The 13,345-nt window shown below is 44.6% G+C and carries 11 protein-coding genes; 10 read left to right on the top strand and 1 reads right to left on the bottom strand.

Features of this window, described 5'->3' with window-relative positions:
• Positions 1–7 precede the first annotated feature (7 nt).
• The 5 genes from AC0VYA_RS21705 (at position 8) to AC0VYA_RS21685 (ending at position 7,379) form a co-directional block, all read left to right on the top strand.
• Positions 8–1,258 (top strand): glutamate-5-semialdehyde dehydrogenase, encoded by a 1,251-nt coding sequence (locus AC0VYA_RS21705; RefSeq protein ID WP_475489643.1) that lies wholly within the window; start codon positions 8–10, stop codon positions 1,256–1,258.
• A gap of 488 nt (positions 1,259–1,746) precedes the next feature.
• The gene (locus tag AC0VYA_RS21700) at positions 1,747–3,039 is read left to right on the top strand and encodes an NAD(P)/FAD-dependent oxidoreductase (protein WP_041714152.1); all 1,293 of its coding nucleotides are present in this window, start codon (positions 1,747–1,749) and stop codon (positions 3,037–3,039) included.
• A gap of 242 nt (positions 3,040–3,281) precedes the next feature.
• A complete protein-coding gene (locus tag AC0VYA_RS21695; protein ID WP_475489642.1) occupies positions 3,282–4,691 on the top strand; it encodes a nidogen-like domain-containing protein in 1,410 nt (469 codons plus the stop codon).
• 63 nt (positions 4,692–4,754) lie between these two features.
• The gene (locus tag AC0VYA_RS21690; RefSeq protein WP_475489641.1) at positions 4,755–5,243 is read left to right on the top strand and encodes an invasion associated locus B family protein; all 489 of its coding nucleotides are present in this window, start codon (positions 4,755–4,757) and stop codon (positions 5,241–5,243) included.
• A 240-nt stretch (positions 5,244–5,483) separates the two neighbouring features.
• Positions 5,484–7,379 (top strand): hypothetical protein, encoded by a 1,896-nt coding sequence (locus AC0VYA_RS21685; RefSeq protein ID WP_475489640.1) that lies wholly within the window; start codon positions 5,484–5,486, stop codon positions 7,377–7,379.
• A 29-nt stretch (positions 7,380–7,408) separates the two neighbouring features.
• Here the strand turns inward: AC0VYA_RS21685 and AC0VYA_RS21680 are convergent, their stop codons facing one another.
• Entirely contained in the window at positions 7,409–8,872 is a 1,464-nt protein-coding gene (locus AC0VYA_RS21680; protein ID WP_475489639.1) for a M20 family peptidase, read from the bottom strand.
• 73 nt (positions 8,873–8,945) lie between these two features.
• Between AC0VYA_RS21680 and AC0VYA_RS21675 the strand changes: the two genes are divergently transcribed.
• The 5 genes from AC0VYA_RS21675 to AC0VYA_RS21655 all read left to right on the top strand — a co-directional run bounded on the left by AC0VYA_RS21675 (position 8,946) and on the right by AC0VYA_RS21655 (position 13,218).
• The gene (locus AC0VYA_RS21675; protein ID WP_475489638.1) at positions 8,946–9,842 is read left to right on the top strand and encodes a DMT family transporter; all 897 of its coding nucleotides are present in this window, start codon (positions 8,946–8,948) and stop codon (positions 9,840–9,842) included.
• A complete protein-coding gene (gene can / locus AC0VYA_RS21670; RefSeq protein ID WP_475489637.1) occupies positions 9,839–10,429 on the top strand; it encodes a carbonate dehydratase in 591 nt (196 codons plus the stop codon). Before AC0VYA_RS21675 ends, can begins: the two co-directional genes overlap by 4 nt.
• The gene (locus AC0VYA_RS21665; protein ID WP_475489636.1) at positions 10,429–10,968 is read left to right on the top strand and encodes a histidine phosphatase family protein; all 540 of its coding nucleotides are present in this window, start codon (positions 10,429–10,431) and stop codon (positions 10,966–10,968) included. The genes can and AC0VYA_RS21665 overlap by 1 nt, the downstream gene beginning before the upstream one ends.
• Positions 10,969–11,139: 171 nt before the next feature.
• On the top strand, positions 11,140–12,372 hold the full coding sequence (locus AC0VYA_RS21660) for a multidrug effflux MFS transporter (RefSeq protein ID WP_011576941.1): 1,233 nt from the start codon (positions 11,140–11,142) through the stop codon (positions 12,370–12,372).
• Positions 12,373–12,570: 198 nt separating this feature from the next.
• Entirely contained in the window at positions 12,571–13,218 is a 648-nt protein-coding gene (locus AC0VYA_RS21655) for a YiaD family glycine zipper/OmpA-like lipoprotein (protein WP_006994964.1), read from the top strand.
• The last annotated feature ends 127 nt before the right edge of the window (positions 13,219–13,345 follow it).

Raw genomic sequence — 13,345 nt, 5'->3', positions numbered from 1 at the left:
TTTAAGAATGGAATTTTCAATCGCTCAAGCGGCCAAAGCGGCACGTATTGCCTCGCGTCAGGTAGCTAAACTGTCTGCCACTCAAAAAGAAACACTGCTAAAAGACATCGCAGAGCGGATGTTGGGCCAAACTGAAACCATTATTGTAGCCAATGAAAAAGATTTAGCAGCCGGGCGAGATAACAATTTGGACGATGCCATGCTTGATCGTTTATTACTGACGCCGCAGCGCATCCAAGGTATTGCAAATGCGGTTTTTGATATCGCAGCGCAAGCAGACCCCGTGGGCAGTATTGACCATATGCAACAAATGCCGAGCGGCATTCAAGTAGGGCGAATGCGTATTCCCTTAGGCGTGATCGCTATGATTTACGAGTCTCGCCCGAATGTGACTATTGATGCCGCAGCGTTATGCTTAAAAGCCGGTAACGCCGTTGTATTACGCGGCGGAAAAGAAGCCCTACATTCGAACTTGGCGCTTGCCGCGTGTATCAGTTACGCCTTAGAGAAGCACGAAATTGACCCCGCTGCAGTGGTTGTTGTGCCAAATCCTGACCGCGCAGTCATGAATGAACTGATGACCCTTAACGAAGATATTGATTTGATTATTCCACGGGGTGGTGAAGGTCTGATTAGATTTGTAAGCGAAAATAGCAGAATACCTGTGATTCAGCATTACAAGGGCGTATGTCATTTATATGTGGATGATGCCGCTGATGAAAATAAGGCACTCAACCTACTAAAGAACGGCAAAACTCAGCGCACAGGCGTATGTAACTCACTTGAGACCTTGTTAGTGCATCAAGATATCGCTCCAACGTTTATGCCGAAGGTGAAAGCGTTATTTAACGAGCATAAGGTTAAGGTTCACGGCTGTGAGCGAAGCCTAGAATATTTCGATAATGCATCTCTTGCTACACAAGATGATTGGCATGCTGAGTACTTAGCGATGGAAATCGCAGTGCGTATAGTAGATGATTTTGATACTGCGATTGAGCATATTGAAACATACAGTTCAGGGCATACAGAGGTGATTGCCACACAAGACTTCAGCCGAGCACAGCAGTTTATTCGTACTTTGAATTCAGCCGTGGTGATGGCTAACGCCTCGTCGCGTTTCTCGGATGGCGGCGAATTAGGCTTAGGCGCAGAAATTGGTATATCGACAAGTAAATTACACGCTTACGGACCAATGGGCGCTGAGTCGCTAACCACTCAAAAATTTATTGTGTTGGGTGATGGTGAAGTACGCGGGTAGCTATTTCAATAGCCTATTAGATTAGCGCTTTTTATAAATATGATCAGGGCTCACAACTCGGGCCCTGCTTCACTTGGAGTTTACTGTGTACAAGGTGTTAGCGGCACTGCTGCTTACTTTTTTTCGAGCCAGGCTATCTGTGAATGATAAGGGCGCTGTTTGGGCCGTTATCACTAAGCGCACCAACATTTTCCGGCCGATATACGCTCTGAGCGCCATCATTTCGTCTTCGATGAACAGTTATTTTTTCGCCATACAGCAAAGAGTTAGTGTGTACTTGCTTACCTCTTCTCTGTTCATTTTTGATACCCTTTATTCATTTAAAATCAGATGTTTAATCACAACTGATGATTCTGTATCTTTCCTTAGCCAATTCTTCGCTGCTTGTTCCACCAGCTGCTTATTCCAATCTTCTGCGCTGTTTTTCATGTCTTCAGCCCATGGCAAGGTTAAACCCTATTCTATCGCAACTTTAAAAGGTAATTTTTATGAAACGAATAGTCGTTGTAGGCGGCGGGGCGGGTGGTCTTGAGTTAGTTGCTCAACTAAGCCGCTATTGTCGTAAGCACGCAGCTGTGGAGCTGGTCTTGGTCGATAAGGTCAGAACACATGTTTGGAAGCCACTTTTACACGAAGTGGCGGCTGGCATTATCGATAAAAACTCCGATGGAGTGGATTATCGCATTCATGCTAGTCGTCTTAAATATGAATTTCAGCAAGGCACATTGAAAGGTATCGATGAGCAAAATAAATCGATAGCGCTGGACGCACTTTATGATGAAGAAGGCCAGCTGATCCTGCCTGAGCGCAGTATTGAGTACGACATACTCGTATTAGCGGTTGGAAGTGTGAGTAATGACTTTGGTACGCCAGGCGTGAAAGAGCACAGCTATTTCTTGGATTCTTTAGAGCAAGCTGAGCGTTTTCATCGTGCGTTGCTCAACCAAATGCTGAAGGTCAACCAGCCCAATACTCAACAATCGATGCTACGAGTATCGATTGTCGGAGCTGGCGCAACGGGTACTGAGTTAGCAGCACAATTACATCATGTTGCAAATTTATCCCGGGCTTATGGTATGCCTGCCATGTCGGCCCAGCGCCTAGAGATCTCGATCATTGAAGCGGGCCCCAGAATATTGCCAGCACTGCCGGAGCGCATCGCCTATGCAGCCAAAAACGCGTTACAAAAAATTGGCGTAAAGCTGTATGAAGATACAAAAGTGACAAGGGCTGAGAAAAATGGATTTGTCACTGCTGATGACGAACTCATCGAAGCAGATTTAATGGTATGGGCAGCAGGTGTTAAAGCGCCTAATCTGATTAAAGAGCTCGATATGTTTGAAACCAATCGCGCGCAACAAATTTTGGTCGATCCGCAGTTAAGGGCTAAGAACCACCAAGACATATACGTGCTAGGTGACTGCTGTGCGTTTCAGCAAGAAGACGGTACTTGGGTACCCCCTCGAGCGCAATCTGCTCATCAAATGGCATCGACAGTGTACAAAAATATAGTTAATCAACTCCAAGGTAAGGAGTTTGAAAACTATCAATACAGTGATTATGGTTCGCTTGTTCACTTGAGTAAGTACAGCACAGTAGGCAGCTTAATGGGTAACCTGTCTAACAGCAGCATGTTTGTGGAAGGTAAGCTAGCGCGCTTGGTGTACACCTCACTCTACAGTATGCACCAGTTCGCAGTGCATGGATGGTTAAAAGCAACCCTAACCATGCTGAGTCGCAGAGTGAGCAAATTTGTTGGGCCAAAACTGAAATTACATTAACCGTCAATGAGTTACTAAAGCCAAGCACTCGTCTTGGCTTTTTCTGTTGCCTAAATCCTGCTCAAAGAGTATTTAATTAACCTCACACTTTACGAAAACTGTCAAATAATTTTACATTTAGAATCTACTAACTCCCGTTATTCATGATAACTATCTGTTTTTTGTGATGTTTTATCTTATGGTCTAGTAATTGCTTCGGCGCATCCCTGAATGATTTCGGTGTAAACAAAAGGATGTAATAAATGTTTGATTTCAAGAAGTTAGTAAAGGCCGTTACCCTCAGTGGTGTTATGGCAACCAGTATTTCTTCTCTCTCGGCAAACGCAAGTGTGTTATTGGAAGGTTGGGAGGGTGCAGGTGAGTCAGGTTTTGGCCAAATAGCACTAGAAAAAAATGATGATGGATCAAGCGGAGAAATTTTCTTCAACGATTATGAAGGCTTAGGTTTTGACTCGGGCGTTAACTTTTTCGGCCGTACTCACGATTCCTTCTACGTAAACAATAACGGCAATATTAGCTTCAATGGTGCTGTTGGTCAGTTCACACCAGATCCATTCCCCAACACTTTGATTGGAGATGATGACTTTGACGGCGGTGGCGATTGTGGTGTCGATTGTATTGATATGCCTCAAGCGCAAACTAATCCAGCATTTATCACAACCGAAAATGATGATATTCCAATGCCCGCTGATTTAAATACGATTGCTATGATCGCTCCTTTCTGGGCTGATGTAGACACAGGCTGTGACGACTGTGGTGACGTGTTTATTGGCTCGCCTAATGCTGAAACTATGGTTATCACTTGGGATGGTGTAGGTTTTTACCCTTCAGATAGCTCGCTAACGAATACCTTTCAATTAGTTCTGATTGACCGTGCTGACACCGGTGCTGGCAACTTCGATGTGGAGTTCCGTTATGAAGACATTAACTGGACTACTGGCGGTGCTTCAGACGGTGAGAACGGCCTTGGTGGTACACCTGCTCAAGCGGGTTATGATGCTGGTGATGGCGTAAACTTCTTCACACTTCCAGGTTCACGCACTGGTGAAGTCGTAAACTTAGATACAGCTGACAGCAACACAGGTACGGCAGGTATTTGGAAATTTGCCATTCGTGACGGTGAATTACCGGGTGACAACGCTGAAAACCCGCTTATTCCAGTAATTAATCCTGAAACACCAACTGACTACAACTTTGAATTCGTTATTATCGAGCCTGAAACACCGATTTTTATCGACCCAGATGTAGCGGTTGGTTATGACTATATCGTCAATAGCGGCCCCAGCATTACCTCGGTTATGTTACCTACTGGTTTTGGCGATGATGTTTATGACCTTTGGTTGTGGGATGTAGCCTTGATGGATTGGTACGATACTGGGGAAGATTTGCTTGGCGGTGTAAGGTTTGACTTCACCACCGCGGTTGACCGTTTCCGTATTCTTGGTATTGAGACTTCAGAAATGGTAGATCCAACGGATCCCAATGCATTTGTAACCGCATTGACCTTTGATGCAGCTGGCACAATTAACATGAACCAAAATGCAATTACCGAATTCGTTGACGACCCTCAGGCGGTATCTGCACCTGCTGGACTTGGTATCTTCGCGTTATCTTTGTTGGTATTCTTACGCGCAAGAAAGCGTCGCGCTTAAGACTTTATCGATTGAAAAGAGGAGCGATGGCTCCTCTTTTTTTTGCCTAAACGGAGTTGTGTAATGCGTTTTATTTTTGCTTTTTTTATTCTCGGCATAAGCATTTCTAGTGCGGTACAAGCACAGAGTAAGCAGAATTTTGGTTCGTGGAGTTTACTGTGTGGCGAGCACGGAAATTGTTCTGTTAGTCAGTTGGTGGCGATGGATCCTGAGGGAACGAAGGTCTTGCTGGGTGCCAACATAAATTTCTCTATGTCGAACAGCTTTCCCGTTTTAATGCTGCGTATGCCGCCAAATTTGAATAAAAGCAGCGGCGTTGGCATTAAGATTGATGATAACAACGCTATTCAAGTTGCCTTGTCCCAGTGCACATCTGTGGCATGTCAAAGTGTGATTAAAATCGATAAAACTTTGTTTGCGGAAATGCGTGGTGGTCAAGTCGCAAAAGTCGCATTCGCGTTAGAAAAAAGTAAGCAACTGACCTTACCTTTGTCACTTGAAGGGTTTGCAGACGCATATGCAGCTTTACTTGCTACGCGCAAAGCATCTTAATTTCTAATATTCGAGGTGGCTGTGTTCTATGCCCACCTCATGTGAACCATCTCAAATTAAGCACCTCATTCTTTCAACTGAGTCTCAATTATATTGTCGCTGCGATTAGACTCTCGTATTAGCGCCCGGCACCCGTCTTTATTAGTCTTAATGAAACTAAGACTTGTATCGACAGTCAATAGACTTTAAGTTTCTGAAAAATAGTACAAAAACTACGAACATTTAAAAGGATGTATTGCAATGGCATATGATTTTGGTACCAATACCTTAGGGATCAGTAACCCATTTAAACCTGAAGGTTTGGCTAAGGCGGTCAGTGGTGTGGCGATTGTCGTACTTGGGGTCATTGCGCTTTTAGGCGTGGCAGAAGACTTAAAGACAGACATGGTGTTGGCTTGGGTGAATGCATTACTGGGTTTAGCACTTCTTACCTTGGGCTTGCGGCATGCCGGTATAGGTTTGTTTCAACTGTTTAAGTATTTTGTTGGGCGCTCCGTGCCTACTTCTCTTGCTTACAATCATAATTCGAGTGAAAAGCAAAACGCCCAGCGTGAACGCTTGCAAACGGCCTATGACGCACAAGAATTAGAATCCATGTTAATGGGGCGAAAAAATGCCACCTTTACTGAGCCAGAAGGCTGGATTGCGCGCCTTATTCATACCCTATTGCCTCGCTTAATATTTAGCCCCTACCCGATCCGCAATTTTGTACAGGAGTTGGGCGGTTTAGTGTGTGCCACCATCGTTGGGTTAATCGCATTTGGCGCGGCTTACTTTGTGTCGGCATCTGGCTTAGTGGGTAATGCGGGGGTCATTATTACCCCTATTCTATCTGTATTGTTGCTAGTGTATTTGATTGCCCAGTGGCGAGGCACATCGCATTCACTAGCAGCGCCGAACATGCGCAAGTTACAAGCGAAGACGGCTGCCAGCCTAGCGAAATTACTCGTGTTTGCCATTGTGGTGCCGATTGCCATCGGTTTTGCTTACAACCAATTGGATGGCAGCACAGCTCAGGATGTACAGCAGGTACTAGCCGATGTGGTAGCGTTCGATGCATGGTGGAACTTATTGCTACTGATCGTACTCGTCTTGGCTGTTATCGCTTTGTCCTGGGTCATGATACGTGAGCGTTTAGCGCTGGCAAACCCGAGCACAGAAGTAAGTGAATTTCGTGAAAATTTACAAGAGTCGGTGCATCCGAACGAAATATTTATCAATATTGAAAACATCGTTTTAGCTAATCGTCGCTATAAAGAAATTCCCAATCGCATGTATCAAGAATTTGATCCTAAGCTACAAGAGCAAAGCCAAGGCAAGGGCAGTTTTAAGGGAAAACTGCTTATTGAAACGCAGCCAGAGTACAGTCAGTTAACCTTTAGCGAGAAGTTTAAAGCGTTTCGCCTTCTGGCAACGGTTGCCGCGCAAGTCATGATATTTGTCGGCGCTTTGTTATTCTTTTTTACTGTGCAAGATGGATATCAGTTGTATCAATTTATGGCTCAGCAGCTAATGAACATGGACGGCTTAAGCCAAGCTCGGGTTGACGTAATTTTGCAAGCATTTGGCTTGCAGCTAAGCGGATTTCTGGTTCTGCTGTTTAGTTGGTTAACCGTCTCTGCAGGGGCGACTATTTTGGCCAGAGGCACACATTTATTTTGGTCTGAAATGCAATTCAGTAGCCTGCTAATGTGGATGAAAACGGAGGGGACATTTACCGAAAGTAAGGTCTCTACTGGCATGTCTATTCATGATTCAACCCGCTCTGAAAATGTCGTGGTACGCAGCTCCATTACACCTTGGATCATTACCTCTCGCGTCATGACATCAACCTTTGCTACTACGGGTACTAAAAACTTGGAAATGCCACGTTATGTCATGCAAATGGACAAGAACAACCAAGAGCTACAAGGCATTGTTGGGGAAATTACCCAGTTTTTACGCAAGCGTGAAGCCATTGCTTCGATCACCAATGAGCAAGATTTATCCAGCGCTGAAAATATCTATCGGGTGAACGAAGCAAGCCGAGCGAAGCCTGAGCGATTAGAGGGTGAGACAAGCGAAGCGGAAAAACGCAAGCTTGAGGAGCAAGCGGCCGGTAAACTGCGCCAAGAAGACCCTAACGAGTCGTCTTAAATTACACATGGTTTAACAGGATAAGCAGGTTAGCCTTGTGCCGCCTGCTCAACCATTGCGTAATAAAATTGAATCGCTTGGATATAATCTTTAACCAAAATTTGCTCATTTACTCCGTGAAAACGTTTCATGGTTTTCGGGTTAAGGCGCACCATCATAAATCGATATACATTGTCCGATAGTCCATAAAAATTAGAGGCATCCGTTCCGCCTTGGACTAAATACGGCGCGACAAGCAGGTTTTGATCTAAGCGACGAATAGTTTGCTCAATCAATTTATAACCGTAGCTTTCGGTGGACGATACCGGTGATGCTTCATTAGTCATAAAGGCCTCAATGTTGACTCTGGGGTCGTCTATGGCGCGAGTGATATGTTGCGTGACGCTGTCTATGGTGTCGCCGGGTAAAATTCTAAAGTTCACCACTGCTTGTGCTTCAGTAGGCAAAATATTCGACTTAGAGCTGCCTTTGAGCATAGTGACCGCCGTAGTGGTGCGAATACTCGCAGCTGAACTGGGGCTTTTTAGCATCATACTTTCAACTGCTGGCGAAAACAGCCATAAGTTAGACATAGGCAATCGAGTGGCTAAATCGGTCGCGAAACCTATGTGCTTGAAGGTATCTTGAATAAAGCGCATGTCTGTAGCAAATGGGGCTGCTTCTACTTTTACAATAGCTTGGGCGAGAATACCGGCAGCGGTATGTTCAGGAGGTTGTGAAGAATGCCCTCCTGGCGCGTTAACCGTCAAACGTAAATTAACGAAGCCTTTCTCCGCAATACCAATAACGGCAACAGGCTCGGTCACACCGGGCAGCATATCTTGGGTTACTACGCCGCCTTCATCTAGTACAAATTCGAACTCGACATTTTGTGTCGCTAGAAAGTCAGCAATTTTGCGCGCGCCATCTTTCCCGCCGGCTTCTTCATCGTGACCAAATGCATAGTAAATGCTGCGTTTAGGCTGAATATTCTGTTCAAGCAGCATCTCCATTGACTCCATCAGGGCTACCACACTGATTTTGTCGTCTATTGTGCCTCGGCCCCAAATGGTGCCGTCAACCACCTTGCCACTAAATGGTGCTTGCTCCCATTGGTTTGCTGTTGCCTCGTCGACCGGTACTACATCCATATGGCCCATAAATAGCGCAGGTTTCAGGCTTGGGTCACTGCCCTTTAGGTGGTAAAGCAAACTGAAATCATTGATGACTGTAAGTTCAGCGTGTTGATGAACTTGTGGGAAATTCTCTTTTAGATAATCTTGAAAGGCAATGAACGCGTCTTGGTCAAATTGACTGCGATCGTCAAAGGAAATAGTAGGGATCTGAATCGCTTTGCTGAACCGAGATAACACGGCTTGCTCATCAACAGTGACTGGAATCATAGGCGCATCGACTACGTACTGTTTATTCTCAAAAAAGCTGCTAGCTCGGTAAAATAAAACGCCACACAGTACCAATAGTAAAACCGCAAAACTTATTATTATTTTTTTCATATTGCGCCACTTATTGTCCGTTTAAAGTTAGAATCGCCAGCCAGTATAACGCTATCTGATTCAGGGGATCTAGTTGTCAAATTCAATCTTGTTTTCAACAGTTGCTTTGATATGGGGTACAACGTGGATCGCAATTACCTTTCAATTAGGTGAAATTAACCCTGTTTTGTCAGTGGCTATTCGCTTTACTTTAGCTGCCGCTATTTTAGGGGGTTACTGCGTAATAAAAGGCCTTTCGCTGCGCCTACCCCTTCACTTACATATCAAGATGGCTTCTGCAGGACTGTGCTTGTATGGCTTAGAATATAGTTTGCTGTATTTGAGCCAGCAATACATTATTAGCGCGCTGGTGGCTTTGATGAGTTCGGGCATGATTTACATCAATGTGGTTTTGCGAAGAGTTATCCTTAAAAAGCCGATACGCATGGAAGTGGTCATTGGAGCGGCGTTTGGCATGTTAGGCATGGGCTTTATTTTTTATCCTGAGTTTTCTCAGGTGCAGGCTGATACGGTACTCGCTTTAGGAATTGCGTTAGCTTTGGCTTCATTTTTATTCGCCGGGTTTGGCAATGTAATATCGGAGCGTATTCTTGATTATGGTACGCCTGTTATTCAAATGAATTTTTGGGCAATGAGTTATGGTGCTTTGGGTATTTATACCTTTGCTCTGTTAAGCGGCGCAACATGGACATTGCCAAGTCATTGGCAGTATTACGCGGCATTGACCTACTTAACGCTTTTCGGCTCAGTCATAGCTTTTGGCGCATATATGAAACTGATTCGGCAAATGGGTTCTGGCAAAACTGCCTATGTAGCGCTGGTGTACCCTATAGTGGCCTTGATTGTTTCCACTCTATTTGAAGGGTATCAATGGTATTTCGCTTCTGTGCTTGGGGTACTGTTTGTCATTTTGGGTAATGCTATCGCTATGGGTAAGTTACCGATAAAACGTTTCAGCGAGGGTGTATGAGCGATATAAAACAGCTACTTGAGAACAACAAAGTTTGGTCACAAGGCATGAAAGAAGCTGACCCAGACTTTTTCGACAAGCTTTCTAAGCGTCAAACGCCTGAGTATCTTTGGATTGGCTGTTCCGACAGTCGCGTGCCAGCTAATCAGCTTTTGGGTTTGGTGCCTGGAGATATCTTCGTTCACCGCAATGTGGCGAATTTGGTGGTGCACACCGACTTCAATTGTTTGTCGGTTCTGCAATACGCAATTGAAGTACTTAACGTAAAGCATGTCATTGTGTGTGGCCATTATGGCTGCGGTGGGATTGACGCTGCACTACGAGACCAACAATTGGGGCTAATTGATAACTGGCTTGGGCACATAAAAGATATCGCGACAGTCCATAAAGAAGAGCTAACAACACTTTCAGACGAGCAGCGTTCGGCGAGATTGTGTGAGCTAAATGTCATCGAGCAAGCTAATAATATTCGTCGCAGCAATATTTTCAAAGACGCACAAACCCGAGGGCAAAAAATACGCATTCATAGTTGGATATACAGCCTCAGAAATGGTCGAATTAAAGATTTAGCGAAGCAAGGATCGTGATGATCAAAACAGACAAATTCCTACGTTTGGGACTAGCATTATTTATTGCATTGGTTCTGAGCATAGCAGTAAATGCAACGGTCAATGCAAGTTTTGCGGCAAGCGGCCTAGTTGAGGGCCAATCACTACAGCGTTGGTATTTTGTGCGTCATTTTGAAAAGCAAACCGGTGCTGATCCCACATTAACTGACATAGGGTATAGGCGGGCAGCCGCATTGGCCGAGTATTTTCGTTATGTGCCATTAACCTCGGTGTATTCAACGAATTATAAGCGCACCATGCAAACTGCAACGCAAAGTGCACAGCAACAAGGTTTACTGATTAGTTCATATGATCCTAGCCACCCGAAGGAATTGATAGAGCGGATTGCACAACAAAGCAGTGTGCTGGTGGTTGGGCACAGCAATACTGTACCAGACTTAATTCGCGCCATAGGCGGTAAGGCAGATGATTTATCAGAGAAGGATTATGGGCGTCTGTTTATTGTGACAAAAGCAGGTGGTCGTACTAGCACGCAAAGCATCATTATTCCTTATTAGATTTTTCGTTTTATGGCGCAGATATATCAGCACAACATGTGTAATGAGGGTCAACACCCTGTGAATTTGTTCACTATTTCTTACCTTAATTTTCCATCAAAGCAGATAAAACATTCAAGTCACACTTCAGTCGATGATAGAATTATCATTTAGTCTAACAAAGGAATTCTCATGGCCAACGCCCGCTTTACTACTGATGCTAAGGTTAAACCTGCCCTAGGGTTAGTTGAGTTTGTGGCTCTGATGGCGTTGATGACTTCTTTGGTGGCTTTAAGCATTGATGCCATGTTACCGGCGTTGAATCAAATCGCTTTAGATTTGGTGATTACTGACCCACAAGATACGCACCTAATCGTTTCGCTATTTTTCATTGGCATGGCATTTGGCCAATTATATTTCGGCCCCGTGTCGGACGCAAAGGGACGCCGCTTTACCATCATTACCGGGCTGATTATTTTTGGTTTGGGTACGGTTGTGTGTATGTTCGCTGAGTCTTTGACCGTGCTCTTAGTGGGCCGAGTAATACAAGCTTTTGGTGTGTCTGGACCTCGGATCGCGGCTTTAGCCGTTATACGAGATCAGTATAAAGGCGAAGCGATGGCCCGGGTGATGTCTTTTATCATGATGGTGTTTATTTTGGTGCCCATGCTCGCGCCCAGCTTTGGCCAAGCTATTTTATTTTGGTTTTCTTGGCAGCATATATTCTCATCTTTTTTAGTGATCGGTCTTCTTACTGGTATTTGGTATTTTAGTCGCCAGCCCGAAACATTGCCTAAAGATAAACGCGTTCCCTTTAGCTGGAAGCAACTCTCAATTTCTAGCCGCTATATCTTGAGCAATAAAATGGTGATGTTTTATACCTTGGCAATGGGGTTCGTGTTTGGGAGTTTTCTGGCGTACATCAGTGCCTCTCAAACCGTTTTTCAGGTGATTTATGATACAGGCGAGCTTTTTCCTCTGTATTTTGCTTTGCTGGCTTTCTCTATCGGCTTTGCTTCATTTATTAACGGTACGTTAGTCATGCGCTTAGGCATGCGTAAATTGTGTACCTGGGCTGTCTTTGGTTGGTTAGGTTTTACCACTTTGCTACTTGCAATGTGCCTAATATATCAAGGCCTTCCGCCACTATATGGCTTAGTCAGCATCTTATTTGCCGCGTTCTTTTGCATTGGTATTTTATTTGGAAACCTCAACTCTATGGCAATGCAACCTCTGGGGGATACCGCGGGTCTTGGGGCAGCGATAATAGGGTCGTTAAGTAGCATGGTATCAGTTCCTGTCGCGGTATTTGTGGGTAGCTTTATAGATAGGACAATGACCCCTATCGCCGTCGGGTTCGTAGCCTTCGGGGTTATCACCTCTTTGTTTTTCTGGTTTGCTGAACGCCCCCAAAGCAACACTTAGTTTCACCCAACTAATAGTCAATCAATTTAAACCCCAGATGCGAAAGATGATACGCGGGGGTTACATTGGAACAGTTCCTGCTTTCTCTCAATCATTCATATATCGTTCAGCTATAGGTTGGATAATTCACATTATAAATTTTACCTTGCGAAGTGCAGTTGCAAAGTTAGGTCAAAGACGTTTTATAAGGAGTGTCAGATGTACAAGAAACTAGTTATTGGTGTAGCACTATCGGGCCTAGTATTAAGTGGTTGCGCGTCGAATTCTATGGGCGGCGCATCGAATACACAAAAGGGTGCAGGCATCGGCGCTATCGTAGGTGCGTTAATTGGTAAAGGCACTGGTGACAACGATAAGAGCCGTTATGTTTGGGGGGCAGCGGTAGGTGCACTAGCAGGTTCAGCCATTGGTAATTACATGGATAAGCAAGAGGAGGAGTTCCGTGAGGAGCTTGCCGACAGCGGTGTAGAAGTATACAGAGAAGGTGATACTTTACGTCTATACATGCCTGGCAGCATCACATTCAGTTCTGGAAATGCCAGCGTTGACAGTAGCTTTTATCCTGTACTAAAGGATGTTGCTTTGGTGATAAACAAGTATGAAAAAACTACATTGATGGTAGAAGGGCATACTGATAATACTGGCGCCGATGACATGAACCAGCGTTTATCTGAGGCACGAGCAAACAGCGTTAAAAATTATTTAGTCCAAAACGGCGTTGATAACAGACGCGTTTCGACCTTGGGCATGGGCGAGTACACTCCTATCGCAGATAATGCTACTCAAGCTGGTCGTCAGAAAAATCGTCGGGTAGAGCTGAAAATTATTCCGATGAGTAAGAATTAAGTCGTAGTCAGTTTTGAGGGAGTAATGGTAAATAAGGGAGTCGTTAAAAGCAGTGGGGCGCAATGCAACGTGCCTCATTGTTATCCTTAACAATGAAAGCAATACGTCGATAATACGATTTTAAGAT

Source organism: Paraglaciecola sp. QJM3NY_14, from assembly GCF_056173245.1.
This window is presented reverse-complemented; position numbering and strand designations above follow the sequence as displayed.

Bases quoted from the DNA above. Each gene is read 5' to 3' on its own strand.
- AC0VYA_RS21705 (WP_475489643.1), top strand. From the start codon at position 8: ATGGAATTTTCAATCGCTCAAGCGGCCAAAGCGGCACGTATTGCCTCG.
- AC0VYA_RS21700 (WP_041714152.1), top strand. From the start codon at position 1,747: ATGAAACGAATAGTCGTTGTAGGCGGCGGGGCGGGTGGTCTTGAGTTA.
- AC0VYA_RS21695 (WP_475489642.1), top strand. From the start codon at position 3,282: ATGTTTGATTTCAAGAAGTTAGTAAAGGCCGTTACCCTCAGTGGTGTT.
- AC0VYA_RS21690 (WP_475489641.1), top strand. From the start codon at position 4,755: ATGCGTTTTATTTTTGCTTTTTTTATTCTCGGCATAAGCATTTCTAGT.
- AC0VYA_RS21685 (WP_475489640.1), top strand. From the start codon at position 5,484: ATGGCATATGATTTTGGTACCAATACCTTAGGGATCAGTAACCCATTT.
- AC0VYA_RS21680 (WP_475489639.1), bottom strand. From the start codon at position 8,872: ATGAAAAAAATAATAATAAGTTTTGCGGTTTTACTATTGGTACTGTGT.
- can (WP_475489637.1), top strand. From the start codon at position 9,839: ATGAGCGATATAAAACAGCTACTTGAGAACAACAAAGTTTGGTCACAA.
- AC0VYA_RS21665 (WP_475489636.1), top strand. From the start codon at position 10,429: ATGATCAAAACAGACAAATTCCTACGTTTGGGACTAGCATTATTTATT.
- AC0VYA_RS21660 (WP_011576941.1), top strand. From the start codon at position 11,140: ATGGCCAACGCCCGCTTTACTACTGATGCTAAGGTTAAACCTGCCCTA.
- AC0VYA_RS21655 (WP_006994964.1), top strand. From the start codon at position 12,571: ATGTACAAGAAACTAGTTATTGGTGTAGCACTATCGGGCCTAGTATTA.